Source organism: Candidatus Brachybacter algidus, assembly GCF_016707225.1.
GTDB classification, from domain to species: domain Bacteria; phylum Bacteroidota; class Bacteroidia; order Chitinophagales; family Saprospiraceae; genus Parvibacillus; species Parvibacillus algidus.
Genome location: NZ_JADJID010000002.1, coordinates 42,684 through 66,872, shown reverse-complemented (window position 1 = coordinate 66,872; position 24,189 = coordinate 42,684). Strand labels below are relative to the sequence as shown.

Sequence of the window (24,189 nt, the reverse complement as noted above, 5' to 3'; positions counted from 1 at the left end):
TATAAACTAAAACAATAAATCATGCCACTCAAAATTCAATACGCCTCTGACTTACACCTGGAATTTCCTGCAAATAGAGCATTCCTAATGAATCATCCATTGCAGCCTGTCGGTGAAGTATTGGTATTGTCTGGTGATATTATACCCTTTTCTGAGATGGATAAACACAAGGATTTCTTCAATTATGTGAGCGATCATTTTGAAATGACCTATTGGCTGCCGGGCAATCATGAGTATTACCATTTTGATATATCAGAAAAAAGTGGAGTGCTACATGAGCAAATACGCGACAATGTTTTTTTGGTAAACAATACTTCTGCACTTCATGGAAATACAAAACTAATCTTCTCGACGTTATGGAGTAAAATCAATCCCAGCCATCAATGGCAGATAGAAAGGAGTATGAACGATTTTTATCAAATAAAATACAAAGGGTTTCGATTTTCAGGAGAAATATACAATCAATTGCACGAAGAATGTTTGGCTTTTATTCAGAACGAATTGGAAACATTGAATGAGGAAAAAGTTGCAGTATTCACCCACCATTGTCCCACATTTTTGAACTATCCTGAGCAATACAGAGGCGATCTACTCAATGAAGCATTCGCAGTTGAGCTGTTTGACATGATTGAAACATCAAACATCGCGTATTGGGGATATGGCCATCACCACAACAACACACCGGATTTCACAATTGGAAATACGCAGCTTGTTACGAATCAGCTGGCCTATGTGCAGCAAAATGAACACCTACTTTTTAAATCCGATAAATTTTTTGAGCTATGAACATCTAAATAAAGGTTATTGATTTTTAATATCCGCCGTTTTTACACATTTCTCCAAAACTATCCCCACTTTTACTGTTTAAAGAACGAATCAAAAACTATATAAATGAAAATCAATATCAAACGACTGAACGACGACTACCACATGGAAGCCGTCAATGACAATGGAAATAGTCTAGAAATGGACGGTTCGCCAGAGATCGGAGGTCACAATCTCGGCATGAGACCAATGCAATTATTACTTGCTGCCGTTGGTGGTTGCAGCGCCATTGATGTCATCATGATCCTCAAAAAACAGAGGCAAACCATCACTTCTTTTGAAGTTGAGGTGGATGGAGAAAACGAAAAAGTAGAAGAACACAAGATCTGGAAAGACATCAATCTGCACTTCAAAATAGCCGGAAAGGTTGATGAGAAAAAAGCATTGAACGCTGTTCAGTTATCTATGGATAAGTATTGCTCCGTCTCTATGATCATGAATCCTACCGCAAATATAACCTATACGGTATCGGTGAACTAAGGCTTTGAAGGGAAAGATGTCCCCCTTTGGAGGGGGTTAGGGGGTGGATTTAATAAAATTAGAAGTTAGAAATCAGAAGTCAGAATGACCCTTTAATATTACTTTTGGTCTTTGAGAAACTTTGTGAAATAAATTAAAAAAAATAGCTAAGCCTTTTGATTTTTTCACTATGTCAAAATTACCTATTACTCATTACCAATTACTTATTTTAAATGGAAGAAAAACATTTTGAAACCAACGCCATCAGGGCACAATTTGAAAGATCGGAGAATAATGAACACTCCGTGCCCCTATATCTTACCAGTAGTTTTGTCTTCGATGAAGCGGAAGATATGCGCGCAGCATTCAACGACGAGTCGGATGCCTTTATTTATTCCCGCTACATCAATCCGAATAACAACGAGTTTATAAATAAGGTCTGCCTGATGGAAGGTGCGGAAGCAGGATTTGCGACGGCATCCGGAATGGCGGCGATATTCACCACTTTTATGTCTCAGTTGAGTTCAGGGGACCATGTCATCTCCTGTTCGTCCGTCTTCGGGGCGACGCATGCCATTTTCAACAAATATTTTCCTAAGTGGAATATTTCCTACAGTTATTTTCATACGAATGATGTCGATGCCATTGAAAGCCTCATTCGTCCTACGACAAAATTTATATACCTTGAGACACCAACCAATCCTGCAATCGAACTGATCGATCTGGCACTCGTTAACGCCATCGCCAAAAAACACAACCTGCTTTTGATCGTGGATAATTGTTTTGCGACGCCATATCTTCAACAACCCATTAAATACGGAGCGGATCTCGTCATTCATTCCGCTACGAAATACATGGATGGTCAGGGAAGAGTGTTGGGCGGTATCGTAGCCGGCAGAGCTGATCTTGTCAAAGATATTTATCTTTTCGGCAGATTAACAGGTCCATCTTTGAGCCCTTTTAATTCCTGGGTATTGAGTAAAAGCCTGGAGACGCTCGCGCTAAGGATGGAACGACATTGTGAAAATGCACTTTTTGTAGCTCAAAAGCTGGAAGGGCATTCTGCGCTTGAAAATGTCTCTTATCCTTTTTTGGATTCTCATCCGCAAGTCGATATTGCACGGAAACAAATGAAAGCCGGCGGAGGTATCATAACAATTACTCTAAAAGGAGGACAAGCTGCAGCTTCAAAATTCCTGGATGGACTAAAGATGATCAAGATATCTCCCAATCTGGGTGACGCCCGAAGTATTGCTACGCATCCGGCTTCCTCAACACATTGCAAACTGACACCTGAAGAAAGGGCCACTGTCGGCATCTCTGATGGATTAGTGAGGATATCAATTGGGTTGGAACATCGGGAGGATATCTTGAATGATTTACTACAGGCCCTAGACGCGTAATTAACAATGGATAATGGGCATTTGACAATTAGAGCAAGCAGTGTGGCTCTGATTGAAGGTTAAGTCGATAATTGTTATTATACGTATTATGAAAAAGGTAACTCCTAGCGGGGCAAGAGTCAACCTATATCTACGTTATTACAAATAGGAGACCCCTAAAGGGGCCAAACAGACAAGTTTAAAAACTGCCTAATTGCACGCTGGCGCGAGTTTTTAACTCGTGCCTCCAACGACCAGAAGCCATCAATTTTATAAAAAAACAAACTATTTTATCCACTTTTGGCGATCGTAATCCCCAAATAACCCTCTTTTTGGGGATTACGATCCCCAATTCTCTGTTTTGTCAATCCAATGATCGCCTGCAATTCAGATCAAGAGATACTACCGTCCACTCTTATTATTCATTATTCACTAATCATTATTAATTGCCTAAACCCAACGCATCAGCACCGCTCCCCATGTAAATCCACTACCAAAAGCAGTCAGACAAACGAGATCACCGGAAGAGAATAACCCCAGATCATGAGCTTCTGTCAAAGCGATAGGAATTGACGCGGCGGTCGTATTGCCGTATTTCTGGATGTTGTTATAGACTTGATCATCGCGGAGTTGAAGTTTATGTTGGACAAAGGATGCGATACGAAGATTGGCCTGATGGGGGATAAGCATTTTGAGATCTGATGGTTTGTAGCCGGTTTTATTCAGTACTTCCATGATGGATTCCGGCATTTTCTGAACTGCATTTTTGAATACAAACTGGCCATTCATCTCGGGATAGATTAAAGAGTCGTCGATCATTTTTTGAGTCAGAAAAGTACCTCCAAAGTCGAGAGATTCATCATAGCCGTATTTCTCAACATCTCCATATCTTCCTCCATGACAACCAGGATTGATAAATGCCAAGGCCTCGGCATGTGTACCGTCACTGTGCATACATGTGGCAAGAATACCTGTATCTTTTTGATCTGTTGGTTGAACGATAGCGGCACCGGCACCATCGCCAAAGATTACAGAAACATTTCTGCCACGAGTCGTGTAGTCGAGACCCATCGAATGGACCTCTGCACCGACCACAAGAATATTTTTGTAGACGCCACCTGAAGCAAATTGATGGGCGACACTCAATGCATATATAAATCCGGAGCATTGGTTTCTCACGTCAAGCGCACCACATTCAGTGCCGGTGATACCCAACTCTCTTTGGAGTAAAACGCCACAACCCGGGAAAAAATAGTCGGGACTGAGTGTGGCAAAAATAATAAAATCTATTTCTGATGCCTCTATTCCAGCCCGCTCGATGGCCATACGGCTTGCATTGGCTGCCAGGGAAACTGTCGATTCTTCATGACGGGTAGCATATCTGCGTTCCTGAATACCGGTACGCTCCTGGATCCATTCGTCCGTAGTATCCATGTGTTTGATGAGATCTTCATTTTTGACAACATTCTTAGGGACGTAATAACCCAGACTTTTTATAAATGAACCCATGATGTTTTAAATTTTTACCAAAGTAAATCAAAATATCTGACAATTATATCAAATGAAGTCTTTCGAAAAGTGGTCTATTTTCACAAATGACTAAGTGTTAAAATACACTTTCCTCAACTTCATTTACCAATTTATCAAAGTTTTCTATTCAAATTTCAGAGAGTAAAAGGTAAGCTGTTGGTCAATCCCTAAATCCTTTTAATGTGTAATCCAACAGTGCTATCATTTCACCTTATATAGACGCCATCTGCCTGCCTCACCGAGCAATGTATATTGTGGCAGGACTTCTTCTGTAATAAAATGGGTGACCACTATTTTGTTAAGGTTCGTGGGACTTTGAAGAAAATCTTTATATCGTGCCCTCATTTTAGGATAAGCAAGAAGCCCGCCTTGATCCGACAGTGAAATACCATAAACAAGAGTGATCCTTGACAACCAATCTTCGAGCACCCTTGAATCGAAAACGGTCGACTTGTAATCTACAAAACAACTGCGCTTTGACCAGATCTTAAAAGTACTATTGTCAGGAGGTATCAGGAAGAGTGCATCTTTGGCTGTTTTTTGCCTGGCCAATAAAGCTATGCTTACCTCATCGTCTGTCTGTGCTTTGGTAAACGGAAGTTGATATGGCACGTCATGCAATGGACCTTTATAGATACCAAGTGCTAAAAGTCCGGTTAATAAAGCAGCCTGGACATTAAGTTTTCTTTGTTTTCCAAACATCAAAAAGATAAACTCCATCGTGTAAATAAAGAGCGCACCAAAACATAATAGTTTAACCCAAATCGTCGTCTTAAACCATTGTGTCATGATGATTTGGGGAAATACTTGATATAATAAAGCATAGATAAGACATCCCGTCAAGGCTAAAATACAGAATACGAAAATCCTCATATTTCTCTTGTAAATTAAGAAAAGAGAAGGGATGACTACGAATCCAAATGTCAAATAATTGCGCAATGAATATAGGGCAGGATCAAAATGGTGCCCCACTCTCCACATTAGAATATCAATCAAAGGCTTGCTGTCAGTTGTATTATTGGATGTTAATAACCCTGCTTTCAGAAAAATAAATATGATTACATATCCGAGAAAAACGAAGTTGGGTAAAAGATTGATTTGTTTAAATAAATTCTTAAAAGAAACTTTACGGCGTAACCAAGGCAGAAAAAAAACGATAAAGTTCGAACCGGTCAATAGCAAAAAGACTTGAATTGCTGCCATGTCCTGCCAGTAACTCCCAAGGATAACGAAGGCAGGCCAGATAGTAATTTTATTCTTTATGTAAAAATATATAGCCCATATAAGGCAGGATTTTGCAAGAAGAGAAGGGAGCAATTGAGCGTAATAGATCTCATTTGATCCTAAATTGATCCCATATAAGATGCCCCAAATAATACAAAGGGCTGCAACAAGTAGTGCTTTGTTTTTAGTAAAATGTCCCAGAACCGCCATTCCTCCAAGAATCATGACCATGCCGGATAAAAAATGCAAGATGAATAACCACCAATTCAACTCCAGAAACCTATTCCCAATGTCACAAGTGGCAATTACTCCATGTCTGACATCATGACCAGAAAGCAAGTAGTTTTGTACAAAAAAATCCTTCTTGAAATATCCATTTACAATATTGTCGCGGAGCAATGGAATGAATTCTGTTTGATCTCCACTTCCAAACTCGTAACCTAAACAGAGAATTAAAAAACAATAGACGATGAGTGCCAAAAACAATTGTTTCGCAAAGGACAGAATATTACCTTGTGATATAGACACTCGCTAGATTTTCTTTTACTTTGGTAAAGATATATTTTTAGGAAATGCTATAATGAGAATTTTTTGTAGTAATATTTCTAAGATGTCTTTAAATGGTTTAGACACAAATCATCAGAATACCAAACTATGAAATTCCTTAATCCCCCTAATCCTTTCCTATCTTGGCCGGCAAGCGCGATTCAGACATTTTAATTTTAACACACAACCCTTTAATAAATCCGTCCTTTATTGCGTTTCAATACTTTCCAATTGTTTTACTTACAGGAATATTCCTGATATTCAAAGGATAACCTTACTTTTGGGCCATTATACTAAGATTTACCTCTATGATCAAAGGTTTTTTTACAGGATTCATCGCATTTTTATTGCCCTTCATTCTATTTGCCCAACCGAAGGAACTGGTTAATTATGATTACAATTATAGTGATGAAATAAAAACTGTCATTTTGCGGCCACTAGGCTTCAATAATGGTTTTCCGATTACTTTTTTGAATAGTGGGCAACCATTGGAGATGATTTTTGATGATCTTAATGGAGATTTCACTTACTATAAATACCGGATCGTTCAATGTGATGCGAATTGGAATCCAAGCTCGTTAAACGAATTAGAATATCTTGAAGGATTCAATGATCAAGAGATTAGAGATTACGCCTACTCTGTTAATACCAGGGTCGTCTACACACAATATGTTTTTAGTTTTCCTAATGATTTAGTGGGAGTTACAAAGTCGGGCAACTACCTGATTCATGTATATAAAGAGGAAGATAATAGTCCGGTCATTACAAGAAGATTTGTAGTAAGTGATCAGATGTTTGGCATCAGTGCAGAAATAGTTGGTGACCTGCGGGCAGGAAGCGTTTCTGAAAATCAGAGAATTGACCTTACTATTTCTCCAAAGATTAAGATCATAGATCCACTTACACAGGTTAGGGTTGCAATTTTAAAAAACGGTATTTGGGAAAATAAGCCTTTGATTGCCCCAAAATTTGTTCGAAACGATAAGTTGCTTTATGACTATATCAATGAAACTTCCTTTCCCGCAGGTAAAGAATTTCGGTATTTAGACCTTAGAAGCATGAGAAGGCCGAGTTTTAAAGTTGAAAACCTGGAGCGATATGACGATCGAACAGAAGTTTTTTTACGAAATGATGATATCACTTCTCGAAGTGGAAACATAGCATATCCCGATCTCAATGGTTCATTTATAATTGAATCTCTGGACAATACTAATGATCTAATGGAAAGTGATTATTGTCAGGTCCATTTTTATCTTAAAGCTGAAGCCCCATTACCAAACCCGGTATATGTCATGGGCCAGTTCAATGAATGGGGCAATAACGTTTCTTCCGAACCAATGACCTATGTTCCTGAAAAGAAATATTATACTACCACGATCCTTATGAAACAAGGTTATTACGATTATTTCTATGCAGAAAAGTTAAAAAACGGCTCATTTGACCATACTAACATCGAAGGTAATGACTACCAGACATCGAATAATTATCAAATTATTGTCTATTACAAAGGATATGGTGAAAGGTACGAAAGAGTTGGCCAATACTGGTTGTTAGGAGTTCCTTCTTCAGGAATCTATGGTGGCGCGAAATAAGACAGATTCTAGATATCAGATTCTAGAAACTAGACGCTAGAAGATTAAAGATTGTCCCGATTACCTATTTGTCTGAATCACGGATTACACGGATTAAATGATTACACTGATTTTATAAATAGCAAATATGGATTTGGAATTAAATTGAATATTTTGCGTTATTACCCATTACCCATTACCCATTCCTCACCTTCCAAAATACACAAACAATATCCCCACAATAGCAGGAATCGTCTGCACGAAAAGTATCTTTTTCTGTGCTGTTGCAGCGCCATACAATCCGGCTACCGCCACACAACCGAGAAAGAAATAGGCTACATTCGCCGACCAAATTGGATCTGAAATAAAAAACGACCAGATCAATCCTGCCGCAAGAAAACCATTATACAAGCCCTGGTTGGCGGCCAGTGTTACAGTCTTTGGAAAGTATTCTGCAGGATATCCTTTAAAAACCTTAGGTGCCCTCGTAGTCCAGGCAAACATTTCGAGCCATAGAATATACAAATGTATAAATGCTACAAGGCCGACAACGATTTGAGCTGCAATATTCATCCTTCAAAAATTTGTGGTTAAAAAAAAAGAGAATACCACAAGGTACTCTCTTTTCTTTATTATATGTCCTTTAAAAGCCTTTCTAAATTCTAATTTCTGACTTCTGCTACGCGTCTATTCTCGCATATTTGGCATGAGTCTCGATGAAATGTCTTCTTGGCGGCACTTCCTCTCCCATCAACATGGAGAATACTCTGTCACACTCCACAGCATCTTCAATCGTTACCTGGCGCAATGTTCTTGTAGTAGGATCCATTGTGGTATCCCAAAGTTGCTCCGCATTCATCTCTCCAAGACCCTTGTATCGCTGGATCTTAACGCCATCGTCATTTTCCTTTTTAGACATTGCCAAGACAGCTTCTTTTCTGTCTGCCTCGTTCCATGCATACTTGAAATCTTTACCCCGTTTTACTAAATAAAGCGGTGGTGCTGCGATATAGATATATCCATTATCGATCAGCGGACGCATGAAGCGGAAGAAGAAAGTAAGGATCAATGTAGTGATATGTGAACCATCGACGTCCGCGTCGCACATGATGACTACCTTGTGATATCTAAGTTTTTCGATGTTCAGGATCTTCTCGCCATCTTTTTCTTCGATGCTTACACCAAGTGCGATGAACATGTTTTTGATCTCTTCGTTCTCGTAGATCTTGTGTTCCATGGCTTTTTCCACATTCAGGATCTTACCTCTGAGCGGCAGAATAGCCTGAAAATGTCTGTCGCGGCCTTGCTTTGCAGTTCCACCCGCCGAGTCTCCTTCGACAAGGAAGATCTCACTTTCTGCAGGATGTTTGTTACTGCAATCCGCCAACTTACCCGGAAGGCCACCTCCTGTAAGGATATTTTTACGCTGCACCATTTCACGGGCTTTACGAGCTGCTTCCCTTGCGGATGCTGCTACGACAACCTTATCAAGTATCTTACGCGCTTCATTCGGGTTTTCTTCGAGGAAATGTTTTAATTTTTCTCCGACGATCTGGCTGACGATACTTGTCACTTCAGAGTTACCTAGTTCTCCTTTGGTTTGACCTTTGAACTGTGGTTCCTGAACTTTCACAGAAACGATGGCAGTTAAGCCTTCTCTAAAGTCTTCTCCTGAAACGGCAAATTTCATTTTCTTGAAAAAGCCGTTATCGTCACCATATTGTTTGAACAATCTTGTCACCGCTCGACGGAATCCACTTACGTGCGTGCCACCTTCGCGTGTATTGATGTTGTTTACATAAGAGAATATATTTTCAGAATAAGAAGTATTGTATTGCAGGGCAACTTCCACTTCAACGTTATCTTCTTTGCCTATGACGTGAATAGGATTAGCAATAATAGAAGTTCTCGACTGATCCAGATAAGTTACAAATTCTGCAAGTCCGCCTTCACTGTGGAAAGTTTCCTGTTTGATTTTTCCTTCGTCATCCAGCCTTTCATCGATTAGAGATAAGGTAAGACCTTGGTTTAAGTATGCAAGTTCACGCATCCTTACAGCAAGTGTTTCATACTTATACTCTAATGTTTCCAGAATGGTATTATCAGGCTTAAATGTAATAGTAGTACCTGTTTCAGTTGATTCACCTACGACAACAACTTCAGAAGTTGGTATCCCTTTGCTGTATTCCTGTTGGAAAATTTTTCCTTCTCTGCGCACTTCAGCCTTTAGATAAACTGACAATGCATTTACGCAAGATACACCTACACCATGAAGTCCACCGGATACTTTGTAAGTGTCCTTGTCGAATTTTCCACCGGCGTGTAGTACGGTCATTACCACTTCCAAGGCCGATTTCTGCAATTTTTCATGCATTCCTGTAGGAATACCACGACCATTGTCAATTACGGTGATGGAATTGTCAGGATGAATGATTGTGGTGATCATATCACAATAACCCGCTAAATGTTCATCGATCGAGTTATCTACTACTTCGTATACTAAATGGTGAAGCCCTTTGGTATCGGTGCTACCGATGTACATTCCGGGACGTTTTCTGACTGCTTCCAAACCTTCAAGTGCCTGGATATTACTCGCATCATAATTTCCTCTATCCTGAGGATCATCTACTATTTCTGACATATAATTTTACCCTTTTAAAAAGTGCACAAAGATAGTAAAAAATAAGGTAAAAACCTCATGTTTACTAAATCTTGTGCTAGCAAATTACCAGGATAATAACATCTATACACTAACTTAAGTTCTGTGTCTTCAATTCTTGATTGAAGAATCTATAATTAATAGATTATCAATGTCTTATAAAGTCAATGATCATTCAATGGAAGTCCTCGTTTTTGCCATTCTTTCCAGTTGACATATTCAGGACCGACCCGATGTTCTTCCATAGTGATACAATCCTCCACCGGACAGACGAGTTTGCACAGATTGCAGCCTACGCATTCCTCTTCGATGACGTTGTAATGGTTGTAAGGATGACCGGAAGTAAGTGAAATGGATTGATGAGAAGTGTCTTCACAGGCTATGTAGCATAAGCCGCAATGGATACATTTATCCTGGTCTATCTTAGCAATGTGATGATAGTTGATGTCGAGATCTTCCCAATGCGTGATCTTTTCAACAGACTTTCCGATGAAATCTTCTACTTTGGTAAATCCTTTTTCGTCCATCCAGTTGCTCATGCCTTCGCACAAATCTTCGATGATCCTGAATCCATGATTCATCACAGCCGTACATACCTGAACGGTGGTGCTTCCCAGCAGCATAAATTCTACCGCATCCTGCCAGGTGCTGATACCGCCGATGCCGGAAACGGGTACTTTGGAGGTCAATTCATCCTGCGCCACAGTGGTCAGCATCTTGAGGGCAATTGGTTTGACTGCCGGGCCACAATAGCCTCCGAAGACACTTTTACCTGCGACGTAGGGATTTGGAACGAGTGTATCAAGATCCACACCTGTCACACTTTGAATGGTATTGATTAGGCTCAGTGCATTGGTTCCACCCTGGACTGCAGCTCTGGCCGTGGGCACTACGGAATGTATATTAGGCGTGAGTTTGGTGATCACAGGAATCGTTGCTTTTTCCATGACCCATTCCACGACCATTTTGGCGATCTCCGGATCTTGCCCTACTGCTGCTCCCATGCCGCGCTCCGTCATTCCGTGCGGGCAGCCGAAGTTGAGTTCGAAGCCCATTGCGCCCGCATCTTCACATTTTTTGATTAATTCGTGCCAGGAGTTTCGATCATTATCTGCCATCAGCGAAACGATCATGGCACGATCTGGAAATTCTTTTACGACTTCGTATATTTCTCTGAGATTGATGTCCAGTGGTCGATCACTGATGAGTTCGATGTTATTGAAACCCATCATTCTCTTACCGCCATAGTTGACGGAGGAATATCTGGAGGACACATTCTTAACCTGAGAACCAAGTGTTTTCCAGACGATGCCGCCCCAACCTGCTTCCAATGCTCTGAGGACATTATATTTTTTATCTGTCGGTGGCGCACTGGCCAGCCAGAAAGGGTTGGGGGATTTGATGCCGAGGAAGTTAGAGGTTAGATCAGCCATTTTGGAAATGTTGAATGTTAAATGAGGTTTGTATAAATTTTGAATATTAGAAGAGAGGAAGAGCCTCCCCCTACCCCCCTCCAAAGGGGGAAATCAGCCAGCATGTTTCTTTCTATCATTGATTTAAATTTTAGTTTCAAGTAAAATTTGGCATAAATAATACTAATAAATTTGATACATCCGCTTTTCCCCTTTTAAGGGGGCCAAGGGGAGTATTTGATATTCACTATTTATAATTTCTCACATTTCTTTCAACATTTCGAATTCAAAATGTCACCACCTTCGGGGTTCTGATTGCCATCACCATCTTATTTTCTATAATAATGTCAGCCCTTCAGGCTTTTTTTAAGTTAACAAATGGAAAAGTCTGAACCAATTTTAAATCCTTCAAATCGGAGTATCATTCAACATTCAGCATTCAACATCCAACATTTCTCCCTATCGGAGTAGCATTCAACATCTAACATTCAACATCCAACATTTTCCACATAATGTCACCACCTTCGGGGTTCTGATTGCCATCACAATCTTATTTTCTATAATAATGTCAGCCCTTCAGGCTTTTTTTAATTTAACAAATGGAGAAGTCTGCCTCAATTTTATAAATCCTTAAAATCGGAGTAGCATTCAACATCCAACCTTCAACATCCAACATCCAACATTTCTCCAAATCGGAGTAGCATTCAACATCTAACATTCAACCTTCAACATTTCCCTTAGCATCTCCGCCGCAGCCTCCTTCCCCGCCTGCACCGCATCCACCACCTCTCGTCCTCCATTCACATTATCGCCACCGGCGAATACTCCCTGAATATTTGTTTTACAGCCGCTTTCAACTAGAATTTTTCCATAATTGTGCTCTAAAGACATGGAGTCATTTAGAGCTTCGAAGGGCATTTGACCGGCGGCTTTGATTAGCATGTCTGCTTTGAGGCTGAAAGTTGAACCGTTTTTTACTGGACTTCTTCTGCCACTAGCATCGGGCTCACTGAGGCCCATTTCGTCAAAAACAACTTCTTTTATGTGCCCATTTTCTCCAATAACTTCTATTGGTGCCGCCAACCAAATGATTTTGCAACCGTCCAACTTTGCAATATTCAACTCATGTTCTGTACAGGGCATTTCTTCTTGTGTCCTGCGGTAAACCATTGTTACAGAGGCAGCACCTAGTCGCTTAGCCTGAGTGGCAGCATCAATAGCTGTCATACCCATGCCGATCACGACGACCTCATCACCTACAGAAACAGATTTATATCCGTCGTTTCTGATGTCATAAATAAACTTGAGCGCATCGACTACTCCCGATAAATCTTCACCCGGAATATTTAATTGTCGTGCCAGGCCGACTCCATAGGCCAGATATACCGCATCATATTCAGACCGCAATTTTTCAAGAGAAATATTGATGCCCAATTCCTTTCCGTATTTAATATCAATTCCACCTATCGAAGTAATATAATCCACTTCTTCCTGACAAAACTCCGGAGTAACTTTATATGCTGCAATACCGTACGTCATGAGGCCACCGCCTTTTTCTTCCTTTTCGAAGATCGTCACATCCACGCCTTCGCGGCTCAATCCATGTGCACAGCTCAAACCGGCCGGACCGGCGCCCACGATAGCAACCTTTTTACCAATACTTGGCTTTCGGTCAAATAATTGCCAATTTTGTTCCATCGCTTTTTCCGTGGAATAACGCTGCAGACGGGCGATCTGGATCGGTTTCTCATGCATGAAATTATACACACACGCTCCTTCACACAGTTTTTCTACAGGACAGACCTTGCTGCAGCCTGCTCCCATGATATTGGAGGATAATATGGTATGGGCAGAACCTTTGACATTGTCCGTGGCGATCTGTTTGATAAATTTTGGTACGTCGATGGATGTGGGGCAGGATTTCATACAAGGTGCATCGTAACAAAATATACACCTATTGGCTTCTACCAACGCTGCATCTTTGGTCTCAAATGGCGGATGAATATCCTGAAAGTTATCAAGGTATTCGGTCTCCGAGAGTCTGTTGTTTCTTATTGCCATAGTTCTTTCTGGTTGATTTTAGACTAAAGTAAGTCTTTGTCTTTAAAGCATATTAGTAAATGAAAATAACCAATTTAATTAAAATATGATATAAATTCGGCGACCATCTAACATCTACCTTTTACCATCACTGTTTAAGGCTCTACAATTTCATCATACATCTCCGGTCGACGATCTCGATAAAATTGCCATTTGCCTCTGACCTGTGTAATGAGGTCGAGGTCGAATTCTGAAACCAGCAACTCATCCTTGTCTTCAGAAGCGGTTGCGGTGATCTCACCTAAAGGATTGACAAAATAAGATGTCCCATAAAATCTTCCCAAGTTCCATGGTTTTTCTGTTCCGACGCGATTGATGCAGCCCATAAAGTAGGCATTGGCGACAGCGTGTGCAGGTTGTTCTATTTTCCAAAGATATTGTGATTGGCCGACAGTAGTTGCAGAGGGATTATAAACGATTTCGGCGCCATTCAATCCAAGGCATCTCGCTCCTTCCGGAAAGTGGCGGTCGTAACAGATGTAAACTCCCACTTTAGCATATTTTGTCTCAAAAACCGGATAGCCTAAATTGCCGGGTTTGAAGAAGAATTTCTCCCAAAATCCACCTGTTTGCGGGATGTGTGTCTTGCGGTATTTTCCGAGATAGGTTCCATCGGCATCAATGACGGCTGCAGTATTGTAGTAAACACCGGTTTGTTCCATTTCATACACAGGCACGATCATGACCATATTGTATTTTTTAGCATACACTGACATGCGCTCGGTCGTCGGCCCGGGAACAGTTTCTGCGGATGCGTACCAGGCAGCATCTTGTCCTGTGCAGAAATACGGTGTGTTGAAGATCTCCTGGAGACAGAGGATTTGCACTCCCTGTTCGCCGGCCTGCTCTATAAATGGAATGTGTTTCGCTTCCATGGCTTGCATGATCTCGGAGATGGAGCCTTCTCCTTCCGTCATTCCGAGGCTCATTTGGATAAGACCTGATTTTATTATTCTTGGCATATTTGTAAAGTTAGAAGTTAGAAATTGGAAGTTAGGATAACCCCCAAGATTATTTTGAATTAAATTTGAAGCTATTGGCTATTGGCTTCACTTTAGAAAAGATACAATATTTTTAATTATTCTTACAAAATTTCATTCTGATCAATCGGATCACGATACTTTGAATTGACCCGTCCTTCTCACCTTCTCACCTTTTCATTCATCTTGCATAATGTCACCACCTTCGGGGTTCTGAAATATTTCCAATTCTTATTTTCTATAATAATGTCAACCTTTCAGGTTTCTGATCTATCTTCCTACTTAGAAAATCAGTTTTAACGAATTTGTCTTAGCGTCCTTCGCGCTTCTTCCTCTCTTTGCGTGAACCATTTTTATTGCTTTTGGGTTCACGCAAAGACCGCAAAGATAGACCACGCAAAGGTCGCAGAGTTTAAGCAGCCCCTATTTAACATTCAACATTCAACATTCAACATTCAACATTCAACATTTCTTTCATAATGTCACCGCCTTCGGAGTTCTGATTACTCTCAAATTTACATTTTCTATAATAATTTCAACCTTTCAGGTTTTTAGTTAATTCACTTATCACTTATCACCCAATCACCCAATCACCCGATCACCCGATCACCCGATCACCCGATCACCCGATCACCCGATGAAGTCGTTTTCCTTTTCACAAACCGCCCATACCCTTTCTCCAACTTACACTCACCACCTTCTATCGCTACCTGCCCACGGAGTAAAACCGTCTTAACTTTCCCAATCAATTCCATTCCCTCATAAGCGCTGTAATCCACATTCATGTGATGGCTCGACGCCGATATCGTGTGCTTTTCATTTGGATCAAATATTAAGATATCCGCATCACTGCCCACGGCGATCGTGCCCTTGGCGGGAAACATACCGAAGATCATCGCAGCGTTGGTACTGGCTACCTCTACAAATTTATTGAGCGAGATTCTGCCTTTGTTCACACCCTCGCTAAAAAGTAATTCCATTCTGTGTTCAATAGCAGGATGGCCATTCGGTATTTTTGAAAAATCATCCTTACCCATGAGCTTTTGTTCCCACATGAATGGACAATGATCTGTAGCGACGACATTGACCAGGCCCTGCTTGATACCTGCCCAAAGTGTCTCTCTATCCTTTTCTTTTCTGAGAGGAGGACTCATGACATATTTCGCCCCTTCAAAATTCTGTTCATACAAGGATGCATCTAGCAACAAATATTGAATACAAGTCTCTACGTGCACATGCTGATTTCTTTTAGTGGAATTTCGAACCGCATTGAGTGCCCCCTCACAAGTCAGGTGTACGATATATCCGCGACAACCTGTGTAGTCAGCCATATCTGCAAATCTCCCACTTGCTTCTGCCTCAGTTACTTCTGGCTGAGAAAGGTAGTGGTACAATGGACTGAGCTTGCCTTCTGAACGATGTTTGGCGATGAGATAATCGATCATATCACCATTCGTAGCGTGAACATTGATGAGACCACCATGTTTTTTGACTTCCTGCATTAGGCCGATCATCTGTCTATCGTCGATCATGAGGGCCCCTTTGTAAGCCATGAATGTCTTGAAGGAAGTAATACCCTCTTCGAGAATTATTTGCGCGATTTCCTTTTTTGTAGACTCATTAAAGTCCGTTACCGCCATGTGAAAGCTGTAATCTCCCACAGCATTTCCATTGCTTCTGCCCTTCCATTCATCGAGGGCAGATTGAAGACTTTTACCTTGTGTCTGAAGAACAAAATCGATGACCATTGTTGTACCACCGTGAAGTGCTGCCCTGGTGCCGGTTTCATAATTGTCACTGGAGTAAGTACCCATGAAAGGCATGTCGAGGTGGACATGCGGATCTATTCCTCCAGGCATAACCAGGAGCCCATGCGCATCAATTTCTTTATCGGCAACCATGTTTAGATTCGTGCCTATTGTGTGGATTTTTTCACCTTCTATGTAAATGTCGGCCGAGTAATCATCACTCGCAGTAATGATTCTTCCATTGCGAATTATTGTCCTCATGGTGTTTTCTTTTTTTGCATTAAAATCCAATAAATTCCTCCGCTGATGAATAACCCTACGAACCATGCATAATGATACAGGCCAGATATCCAATGCGGAAATACGTCATCACTGACTGCCTTAATGGTCAATAAAAAACCGGGCACATTTGGGAGAATACCCAACAGTAATGCAATCACAGCCTTATTATTGAACCCGCTTGAATAACTATAAATTCCTTTGGTTTCATAAAGGTCCCTTAAAACCAATTGTTGTTTTCTGATGAAATAATAATCCACGATCATGATGCCTCCTACAGGCCCTAGTAAACTAGAATACCCAACCAACCAGGTGAAAATATATCCACTCGGATCTGCTATGAGTTTCCATGGGAATATCATGATGCCGATAATGCCGGTGATGTAACCACCTGTTCGAAAGGAGATTTTAGAAGGAGATAAATTTGCAAAATCGTTTGCCGGACTGACGATGTTGGCTGCAATATTGGTGGCCAAGGTAGAAATAGCCACAGCGATCATTGCCACACTAACAAGCATTTTACTCTCAAATTTTGCTGCCAAAACCACCGGATCCCAGATGGTTGTTCCAAAAACGATCGTAGTCGCCGATGTCACCACCACACCTACAAAGGCAAACATGGTCATCGATGGCGCCAGTCCTATGATTTGGCCATTGATCTGGGCCTTTTGTGACTTGGCATATCTCGTAAAATCAGGTATATTCAAAGATAATGTTGCCCAAAATCCCACCATACCGGTCAAGGCAGGAAAGAAAAAGGCGAAAAAGTCACTACTGTTGGTAAATTTTGAAGGAGTTTGCAGGATTGGCCCCAAGCCATTCGCAGCAGAAATAGCCCAGAAAAGCAAGGCCAGTGCCGCTAATGGCAAAAAAATCGCTTTAAAAACCAATAACTTTCGGATGCTCTCCACCCCAAGATAGACGACATACATATTTAACAACCAAAACAACAGAAAACAAATGGCCGGGCCGGTTTGTAAACCCCAGGATTCAGGGAAAATAGCAGGAAGGTTTTCCAGAGAAGGAATCCACAAACGCATCATCTGGAAGATCGCAAATCCTCCGATCCAGGTCTGAATACCAAACCATCCGCAAGCCACAATAGCGCGCAACATGGCTGGAATATTGGCTCCAATAGTCCCGAAACTAGCTCTGGCAAATACAGGAAATGGAATGCCATATTTTGCGCCGGCATGTCCATTGAGGATCATAGGTATCAGGACGACGACATTCCCCAGGAAGATCGTCAGGATGGATTGCCACCAATTCATGCCACCTTCGATAAGCGAACTCGCCAACATATAGGTCGGAATACAAAGGCTCATACTGATCCAAAGCGCCGCATAGTTCCAAGTCGTCCATGTTCGTTTGCTTTCTGGCACCGGAGCGAGGTCTTCGCTATAAAGGGAGTTGTTTTTTTTGATAAGGTCGTCGCTCAATGTTACTATTTTAGGTCGTTACTGCTTCATCTGCTATTTTCAATGCTTCACTAATTATCGCAAGGCCTTCATCTATTTGTTCTTTGGTAATGATCAGAGGAGGTGCAATGAAAATGTAAGACCATCGGACGAAGGTGTACATGCCCAATTCACGAAGTTTTGCTGCGACTTTATTCATGACGGCCATTTCCTCAGGCTTGGCATTATAAGGCGCCATTGGCTCTTTGGTATTGCGATTTTTGACCAATTCCAGACAACCTAAGAGCCCGGTATTGCGCCAGTCGCCAATAGAAGGATGTTTCAATCTAAGTTCCTCGATTCTAGTATTCATATATGACCCCATGGCTACAGCATTGTCGATTAAACCATCATTTTTATATATTTTCAATGTTTCAAGAGCTGCAGCACAAGCCACCGGATGCGCAGAATAAGTAAGACCAATGGCCATGACTACATCATCAAATTTTGCTGCAATTCTATCAGTCATCATCAGACATCCAAATGGGAGATAACCACAAGTCAACCCTTTTGCCATGCAGATCATGTCCGGAATGATGCCGTGATTTTCAAAACCAAACCATTTACCCGTTCTACCGAATCCACTCATTACTTCATCCATGATAAGTAAAATGCCATGTTCGTCGCATAACCTTCTTACCTCCAAGAGATACCCTTCGGGATACTTGAGACAACCCGACGAACCACTTTCGCCTTCCAGCATGATAGCGGCGATGTTTCCCGGACCTTCATAGGCAATGATTCTTTCCAGGTTGGCTACAGATTCTTTTAGAAGTGTTGCTTCTCCATATTCCCAGCGATATGAGATCGGAATATCGAAATGCACAAAGTTAGGTGACTGTTGACTGTCCACAGGAAGTTTACGAGGATCTCCGCTAACAGACATGGCGCCACTGCTGGATCCGTGATAGGATTGATATCGGCTGAGAATTTTATGTCTTCCAGTATAGAGTCGAGCTACTTTGATCGCGTTTTCAATGGAAGTAGCTCCACAAAGTGTGAAAAATGCCTTGTTCAAATCTCCCGGACAGATTTCAGCAAGTTTTTTACCAAGGTCGCCTCTGACTTTCGTCACGCAGCTTGGAGTCACATAGGAAATCTGCTGCATTTGTCGGACGACTGCATCAGTGATGCGTTGATCACCGTGGCCAATATTGACATTCATCAGCCCGCTGCTGAAATCTAATATCCGATCGCCATCAAATGTATAGAGATAGACACCTTCACCTCTTTCGATGGCCAGTGGTTTATGTCCTTTTTGTTTGCTCCAGGAGAAGATGGTGTGATCCATATTGTCCTGAAGGATGTCCTGGGTTATGTTTTTAGTTTCTGGATTCATTTTTTGATTTGTTATTATTGCTTTTGTTTGGGGGGCCACCCCCCGCTTTGCGGACCCCTCAAGAGGGGAAGTTCTTTGCGTATTTTTGTTAGAAATTAATTTGATGTATTCCAATTTATCTTTCATCCTTTCCTATAGTCATAATGTCACAAACTTCGGGGTTCTGATATTACATTAATTAGGTCTTTTTATAATAATGTCAGCCCTTCAGGCTTTTTTTCCAAATTACCCATTACCCATTACCCATTACCCATTACCCATTACCCATTACCCATCTCTCCCTTCTCTGCATAACTTTTAAAAATCACGCAAATGTTTATTCTGTGCTTCATTCAAAATTCAACATCCAAAATTCAACATTCATCTGACTTCGTCAGATGTCAACTCATCCAGTTTACCCCTGCTTCCGCATTCCACTTGATGGTACTTTTCTTCAACTTTGTCCAGAATTCAATTGAGCTTTTACCGGTGATGTCTCCCACACCGAACTTACTTTCATTCCAACCACCAAAGCTAAATGGTTCTCTTGGGACCGGCACACCTACATTCACTCCGATCATCCCGGCACTGGCATGTTCGATGATGTATCTGGCCATGCCGCCATTTTGAGTAAAGACGCTTGCTGCATTTCCGTACGGACTTGCATTTTCTATAGCTAATGCTTCATCTACAGTATTGGTGCGCATGATGGAGATGACGGGTCCGAATATTTCTTCCGTGGCGACACTCATTTCGGGGCGCACATGATCTATGACAGTCGGTCCGACATAGGTTCCGTTTTCTTTGCCCTCGACGACGGTATTCCGCCCATCCACCAGTATTTTGGCGCCATCAGCTTCAGCTTGGGCGATATACTTTTCTATTCGCTCTTTTGATTCTTGATTGATCACAGCACCCAGATTTACACCTGGAATGATCTTCCTTGCTTCATCGCATATTTTTGAGACAATGGGGTCTATATTGCCCACTCCGATCATTGCAGATGCTGCCATACAGCGCTGACCGGCACAGCCTGACATAGATGCAGCAACATTCTGTGCTGTCATATCGGGAATGGCGTCCGGTAAGACCATTAGGTGATTTTTTGCACCACCAAGAGCGATACAGCGTTTATAATTATGTGTAGCACGTCGATAAACGATCTTCGCCACCTTCGTAGAACCAACAAAAGAAATAGCCTCGATGTCAGGGTGGTCACAAATGGCTTCCACGATGGATGTATCGCCATGCACGATATTGAAAACACCATCCGGCAATCCGGCCTCTTTAAGTAGCTGCGCCAGAATACCGCAACTCAAAGGCACTTTTTCTGAAGGCTTCATGATCATGCAATTGCCCAAAGCAATGGCATTCGGAATGGTCCAATTGGGCACCATAGAAGGAAAATTAAATGGTACAATGGATGCGACCACGCCCAGGGGCACATGTTCTGTTCGACATTCTACACCTTTGCTTACTTCAAGTAATTCTCCGGAGATAAGTTGAGGCAAAGAGGTTGCAAATTCTGTGAGTTCAATACATTTTTCTATTTCAGCAACAGATTCACTATAAGTTTTACCATTTTCTTCGCTGCAAAGCTCTGCAAGCATTTTGAGGTTTTTTTCTAATAGCGTTTTATATCTAAAGAAGACTTGAACACGTTCCTTTATAGGTGTGTTGCTCCAGGAAGGAAATGCCTTTTTTGCAGCTTCTACTGCCTGATCAAGATCTTTAATTGCAGACATTGGAACCGTCGACAGGATTGTTCCATCTAAAGGTGAAATGACAGGCATGACAGTATCAATAGAGGCACTTACAAAGCTTCCGGCAATATAATTTTGAATAGGAGGATATTTCATAAAACGGCACGTTCTTTTTCAAAAATTTACTAAAAATAGTAATTATTTTATAAAAAGCCGGGTTCAAAACATTTCCCTCACCTGTTTGTGGCACTTTACTATCTTTACTTTTTAATTAATTATTTGAAAACCATTGGAAAATAAGTCTTTTATTGTTTCGGACGTGAATAAATTGGGTTCAACCATAGCAGAGCATTTGACCGGGTTGCTTAAAAATCATGTAATACTTATCGATGCCCCAATGGGAGCAGGCAAAACCACTTTCGTGTCTTCATTGGCAGCCTTGATGGGGTCAATGTTAACACCATCCAGCCCAACTTTTTCCATATCCAATGAATATCCGTTGGCCAGCCCTGTCAATGGTTATCATCAGATCGTGCACATGGATCTTTATCGTTTCGGATCCATCGATGAGATTCTGCAAAGCGGCATCGAGGATTATCTTTATGATGTCAAAAATCTGGTTCTTATCGAGTGGCCTGGACTAATAGAACCAATTGTAGTCGAACCATTTACAAGAATGACGATCGAAGTGAAAGAAAATCATTGGAGGAAATTTGTATATTTAAACTAAAATCAACGAAACTTGGCAATCCCGGTATTTAAAGAAGAGCACCTGACGCAGACGGAGACGTTGGAGCATCCGCATAAACATAAGAATCTATCTATTGGTATTCTTAAAGAAACGGTACCTTTGGAGAACAGGGTTGCCCTTGTTCCGGCCTCAGTGGCTTATCTTGTCGGCAATAATCACAAGGTGGTGGTAGAGATGGGTGCCGGCACAAAATCGCATTTTACAGATCATGAATATGGTGAAGCAGGTGCAGATATTGTTTATTCTAAAGAAGAAGTATTTAAATGTGATGTTATTCTTAAAGTAGCACCCCCTACCTTAGACGAGATTAATTATTTCCATCCCAATCAGATCCTGATATCTCCTCTACAAATACCACTTATTTCGAGTGATTACATCAATAAATTAAGACAAAAAAGGGTCATCGCTCTTGCCATGGAATACATGAAAGACGATGATGGTTCTTTTCCATTAGTGCGAATCCTGAGTGAATTAGCTGGTATTAGCGCCATCCTCACTGCGGCCGATCTATTAACAGCTACTTCAGGTGGAACGGGCGTTTTATTAGGAGGAATTTCAGGTGTTCCCCCGGCGAAAGTAGTAATTCTCGGTGGTGGTGTCGTGGCAGAATATGCTACCAGAACAGCTATGGGACTGGGTGCAGGTGTCTATGTATTTGACAATAATATCTACAAACTCATGCGACTTCAAGCAAGAGTTGGCCAAAGACTTTATACTTCTTCCATCAATCCTACTTACCTCATGAATGCACTACAGGATGCTGATGTGGCTATCGGGGCGGTGCATTCTAAAGCCGGAAGAACTCAGCTTATTGTAAGCGAAGAAATGGTATCTAAAATGAAACCGGGATCAGTCATCATCGATGTAAGTATAGATCAGGGAGGGTGTTTCGAAACTTCTGAAGTGACGACACTTGAAAATCCAACTTTTGAAAAATATGGCGTCATTCATTATTGTGTACCCAATATAGCTTCGAAAGTTCCACGGACTGCATCCATCGCCATCAGTAATATCATCACACCCATCCTGGCTAAGGCCGGCAGTGCCGGAAGTATTGAAAATGTGTTATTTAGTCACATCAACTTGCGTAATGGTGTTTACACATATAAGGGTTGTCTGACTAATTTATATTTATCCACGAGATTTGGAATAAAATATACTGATTTGGACTTGTTAATTACATCGACTTTTTGATTAGTATTTTAGCTATTAATCAAGATAATTTAGAAATTAGAAGACAGAAGTCAGAAGTCAGAAGCTTGCCCGACCAACGAAAGTGAGGTGGTGAAACTTAGATTATTGAGTGCAGCAAATCAACCAATTTCGATGAATTTAAATTATTAAAAACAATTGAACAAACTAATTGAAAAATCAATATCTATTACACGGGAAGAAGCTAACCCACTATTATTTATATTCAACACTATTAGCCCAATAAGTAAAGGAGCTGAAAACTATCTAATTAAAAACCTTCATCCTATTAAACTCGCAAAAGGAAAGATATTGCATCATTCTGGCGAAATCTGTGAACAGGTGTTTTTTGTTTTGCAAGGTGCCGTAAGGGGTTATATAAAAGAGGATGATAAGGACAGCACGACCTGGATCACCATTGAGAATGAAATGGTGGCAGCCATTTACAGTTTTATAAATCAGGTACCGAGTATTGAAAATATGCAAGCCATAGAGGATTGTAGTTTAATGGCTATGTCACACACGGCTATGCATGAAATGTTTGATTTACATCCGGAAACAAATATTTTGGCACGGAAGATTTTCGAAAAATATTATTCAGATGCTGAGGTAAGGGCACTCATCGCCCGATTGAAAAGTGCAGATAAGAAATATAAATTTTTTCTGGAAACGTATAGTCAACTTTCTAACAGAATCCCTTTGAAGTATATCGCCTCATTTTTGGGTATAAAACTCGAGACTTTAAGTCGTGTCAGAGGATTAAAAGCAAAAAAAGTTTGACATAAGTCAAATAAATTAAAATTCAACTTGTGTGAAATTTGGCATTTGTCTATCTCAAACGAATGAATGTCAACATTTTAAAAAATAAATTCTCCACTAATTTGTATTTATTCTCAAATTAATTTTGGAGAAAATGTTATCAACGAAGAATGTGGTGCTATCTTTGCATGCGATTTACAATAAAATAAGTTCAGCATATTCTAATAGACTAGCTGATTTTAAAAATATCACATTTACACACACTTTCATTTTATAAGCTAATGCTTCCGTTGGG

18 protein-coding genes are annotated in these 24,189 nt (G+C 40.9%); 7 read left to right on the top strand and 11 right to left on the bottom strand.

Annotated features, from left to right (window positions below; all coding sequences use genetic code 11):
• Positions 1–21 precede the first annotated feature (21 nt).
• From IPI15_RS06115 to IPI15_RS06105, 3 genes are all read left to right on the top strand, one after another.
• Complete coding sequence (locus IPI15_RS06115; protein ID WP_287404670.1) at positions 22–786, top strand: metallophosphoesterase; 765 nt, start codon at positions 22–24, stop codon at positions 784–786.
• Positions 787–891: 105 nt separating this feature from the next.
• Positions 892–1,305 carry an OsmC family protein gene (locus tag IPI15_RS06110; protein WP_287404672.1) on the top strand — a complete coding sequence of 138 codons (414 nt, stop codon included), beginning with the start codon at positions 892–894 and terminating at the stop codon, positions 1,303–1,305.
• Positions 1,306–1,517: 212 nt separating this feature from the next.
• Positions 1,518–2,687: a trans-sulfuration enzyme family protein gene (locus tag IPI15_RS06105; protein ID WP_287404673.1), complete on the top strand. Its 1,170-nt coding sequence runs from the start codon at positions 1,518–1,520 to the stop codon at positions 2,685–2,687.
• Positions 2,688–3,116: 429 nt separating this feature from the next.
• Here the strand turns inward: IPI15_RS06105 and IPI15_RS06100 are convergent, their stop codons facing one another.
• Together IPI15_RS06100 and IPI15_RS06095 are read right to left on the bottom strand one after the other, a co-directional pair.
• Entirely contained in the window at positions 3,117–4,178 is a 1,062-nt protein-coding gene (locus IPI15_RS06100) for a 3-oxoacyl-ACP synthase III family protein (RefSeq protein ID WP_502711644.1), read from the bottom strand.
• Between the two features lie 219 nt (positions 4,179–4,397).
• Positions 4,398–5,948: a DUF6798 domain-containing protein gene (locus IPI15_RS06095; protein WP_287419588.1), complete on the bottom strand. Its 1,551-nt coding sequence runs from the start codon at positions 5,946–5,948 to the stop codon at positions 4,398–4,400.
• Positions 5,949–6,274: 326 nt separating this feature from the next.
• On the opposite strand from IPI15_RS06095, the gene IPI15_RS06090 reads away from it, so the two are divergent.
• Positions 6,275–7,558: a type IX secretion system plug protein gene (locus tag IPI15_RS06090; RefSeq protein WP_287404680.1), complete on the top strand. Its 1,284-nt coding sequence runs from the start codon at positions 6,275–6,277 to the stop codon at positions 7,556–7,558.
• A 186-nt stretch (positions 7,559–7,744) separates the two neighbouring features.
• Here the strand turns inward: IPI15_RS06090 and IPI15_RS06085 are convergent, their stop codons facing one another.
• From IPI15_RS06085 to IPI15_RS06045, 9 genes are all read right to left on the bottom strand, one after another.
• Complete coding sequence (locus IPI15_RS06085; protein WP_287419586.1) at positions 7,745–8,110, bottom strand: DUF1304 domain-containing protein; 366 nt, start codon at positions 8,108–8,110, stop codon at positions 7,745–7,747.
• A gap of 106 nt (positions 8,111–8,216) precedes the next feature.
• A complete protein-coding gene (gene gyrB, locus IPI15_RS06080; protein ID WP_287419585.1) occupies positions 8,217–10,178 on the bottom strand; it encodes a DNA topoisomerase (ATP-hydrolyzing) subunit B in 1,962 nt (653 codons plus the stop codon).
• Positions 10,179–10,360: 182 nt separating this feature from the next.
• The gene (gene preA / locus IPI15_RS06075) at positions 10,361–11,629 is read right to left on the bottom strand and encodes an NAD-dependent dihydropyrimidine dehydrogenase subunit PreA (RefSeq protein ID WP_287404687.1); all 1,269 of its coding nucleotides are present in this window, start codon (positions 11,627–11,629) and stop codon (positions 10,361–10,363) included.
• A 690-nt stretch (positions 11,630–12,319) separates the two neighbouring features.
• On the bottom strand, positions 12,320–13,669 hold the full coding sequence (locus tag IPI15_RS06070) for an NAD(P)-dependent oxidoreductase (RefSeq protein ID WP_287419584.1): 1,350 nt from the start codon (positions 13,667–13,669) through the stop codon (positions 12,320–12,322).
• Positions 13,670–13,803: 134 nt separating this feature from the next.
• The gene (locus IPI15_RS06065; RefSeq protein ID WP_287419583.1) at positions 13,804–14,670 is read right to left on the bottom strand and encodes a nitrilase-related carbon-nitrogen hydrolase; all 867 of its coding nucleotides are present in this window, start codon (positions 14,668–14,670) and stop codon (positions 13,804–13,806) included.
• A gap of 632 nt (positions 14,671–15,302) precedes the next feature.
• Positions 15,303–16,697: a dihydropyrimidinase gene (hydA, locus tag IPI15_RS06060; protein ID WP_287404698.1), complete on the bottom strand. Its 1,395-nt coding sequence runs from the start codon at positions 16,695–16,697 to the stop codon at positions 15,303–15,305.
• Positions 16,694–18,154, bottom strand: a complete 1,461-nt coding sequence (locus IPI15_RS06055; protein WP_287419581.1) for an NCS1 family nucleobase:cation symporter — start codon at positions 18,152–18,154, stop codon at positions 16,694–16,696. Before IPI15_RS06055 ends, hydA begins: the two co-directional genes overlap by 4 nt.
• A 10-nt stretch (positions 18,155–18,164) precedes the next feature.
• Complete coding sequence (locus IPI15_RS06050; RefSeq protein ID WP_287404704.1) at positions 18,165–19,511, bottom strand: aminotransferase class III-fold pyridoxal phosphate-dependent enzyme; 1,347 nt, start codon at positions 19,509–19,511, stop codon at positions 18,165–18,167.
• A gap of 380 nt (positions 19,512–19,891) precedes the next feature.
• Positions 19,892–21,349, bottom strand: coding sequence for a CoA-acylating methylmalonate-semialdehyde dehydrogenase (locus tag IPI15_RS06045; protein ID WP_287404707.1), 1,458 nt, complete (start codon positions 21,347–21,349; stop codon positions 19,892–19,894).
• A 133-nt stretch (positions 21,350–21,482) separates the two neighbouring features.
• Here IPI15_RS06045 and tsaE point away from each other — a divergent pair, with 133 nt between their 5' ends.
• From tsaE to IPI15_RS06030, 3 genes are all read left to right on the top strand, one after another.
• The gene (gene tsaE / locus IPI15_RS06040; protein ID WP_287419579.1) at positions 21,483–21,923 is read left to right on the top strand and encodes a tRNA (adenosine(37)-N6)-threonylcarbamoyltransferase complex ATPase subunit type 1 TsaE; all 441 of its coding nucleotides are present in this window, start codon (positions 21,483–21,485) and stop codon (positions 21,921–21,923) included.
• Between the two features lie 12 nt (positions 21,924–21,935).
• Positions 21,936–23,138 (top strand): alanine dehydrogenase, encoded by a 1,203-nt coding sequence (locus tag IPI15_RS06035; RefSeq protein WP_287404711.1) that lies wholly within the window; start codon positions 21,936–21,938, stop codon positions 23,136–23,138.
• Between the two features lie 156 nt (positions 23,139–23,294).
• Positions 23,295–23,915 (top strand): Crp/Fnr family transcriptional regulator, encoded by a 621-nt coding sequence (locus IPI15_RS06030; RefSeq protein ID WP_287419577.1) that lies wholly within the window; start codon positions 23,295–23,297, stop codon positions 23,913–23,915.
• Positions 23,916–24,189 lie beyond the last annotated feature (274 nt).

What these genes read in the sequence shown, in the direction of transcription:
- IPI15_RS06115 (WP_287404670.1), top strand. Translation starts at nt 22, where the DNA reads ATGCCACTCAAAATTCAATACGCCTCTGACTTACACCTGGAATTTCCT.
- IPI15_RS06110 (WP_287404672.1), top strand. Translation starts at nt 892, where the DNA reads ATGAAAATCAATATCAAACGACTGAACGACGACTACCACATGGAAGCC.
- IPI15_RS06105 (WP_287404673.1), top strand. Translation starts at nt 1,518, where the DNA reads ATGGAAGAAAAACATTTTGAAACCAACGCCATCAGGGCACAATTTGAA.
- IPI15_RS06090 (WP_287404680.1), top strand. Translation starts at nt 6,275, where the DNA reads ATGATCAAAGGTTTTTTTACAGGATTCATCGCATTTTTATTGCCCTTC.
- IPI15_RS06085 (WP_287419586.1), bottom strand. Translation starts at nt 8,110, where the DNA reads ATGAATATTGCAGCTCAAATCGTTGTCGGCCTTGTAGCATTTATACAT.
- gyrB (WP_287419585.1), bottom strand. Translation starts at nt 10,178, where the DNA reads ATGTCAGAAATAGTAGATGATCCTCAGGATAGAGGAAATTATGATGCG.
- preA (WP_287404687.1), bottom strand. Translation starts at nt 11,629, where the DNA reads ATGGCTGATCTAACCTCTAACTTCCTCGGCATCAAATCCCCCAACCCT.
- IPI15_RS06070 (WP_287419584.1), bottom strand. Translation starts at nt 13,669, where the DNA reads ATGGCAATAAGAAACAACAGACTCTCGGAGACCGAATACCTTGATAAC.
- IPI15_RS06065 (WP_287419583.1), bottom strand. Translation starts at nt 14,670, where the DNA reads ATGCCAAGAATAATAAAATCAGGTCTTATCCAAATGAGCCTCGGAATG.
- hydA (WP_287404698.1), bottom strand. Translation starts at nt 16,697, where the DNA reads ATGAGGACAATAATTCGCAATGGAAGAATCATTACTGCGAGTGATGAT.
- IPI15_RS06050 (WP_287404704.1), bottom strand. Translation starts at nt 19,511, where the DNA reads ATGAATCCAGAAACTAAAAACATAACCCAGGACATCCTTCAGGACAAT.
- IPI15_RS06045 (WP_287404707.1), bottom strand. Translation starts at nt 21,349, where the DNA reads ATGAAATATCCTCCTATTCAAAATTATATTGCCGGAAGCTTTGTAAGT.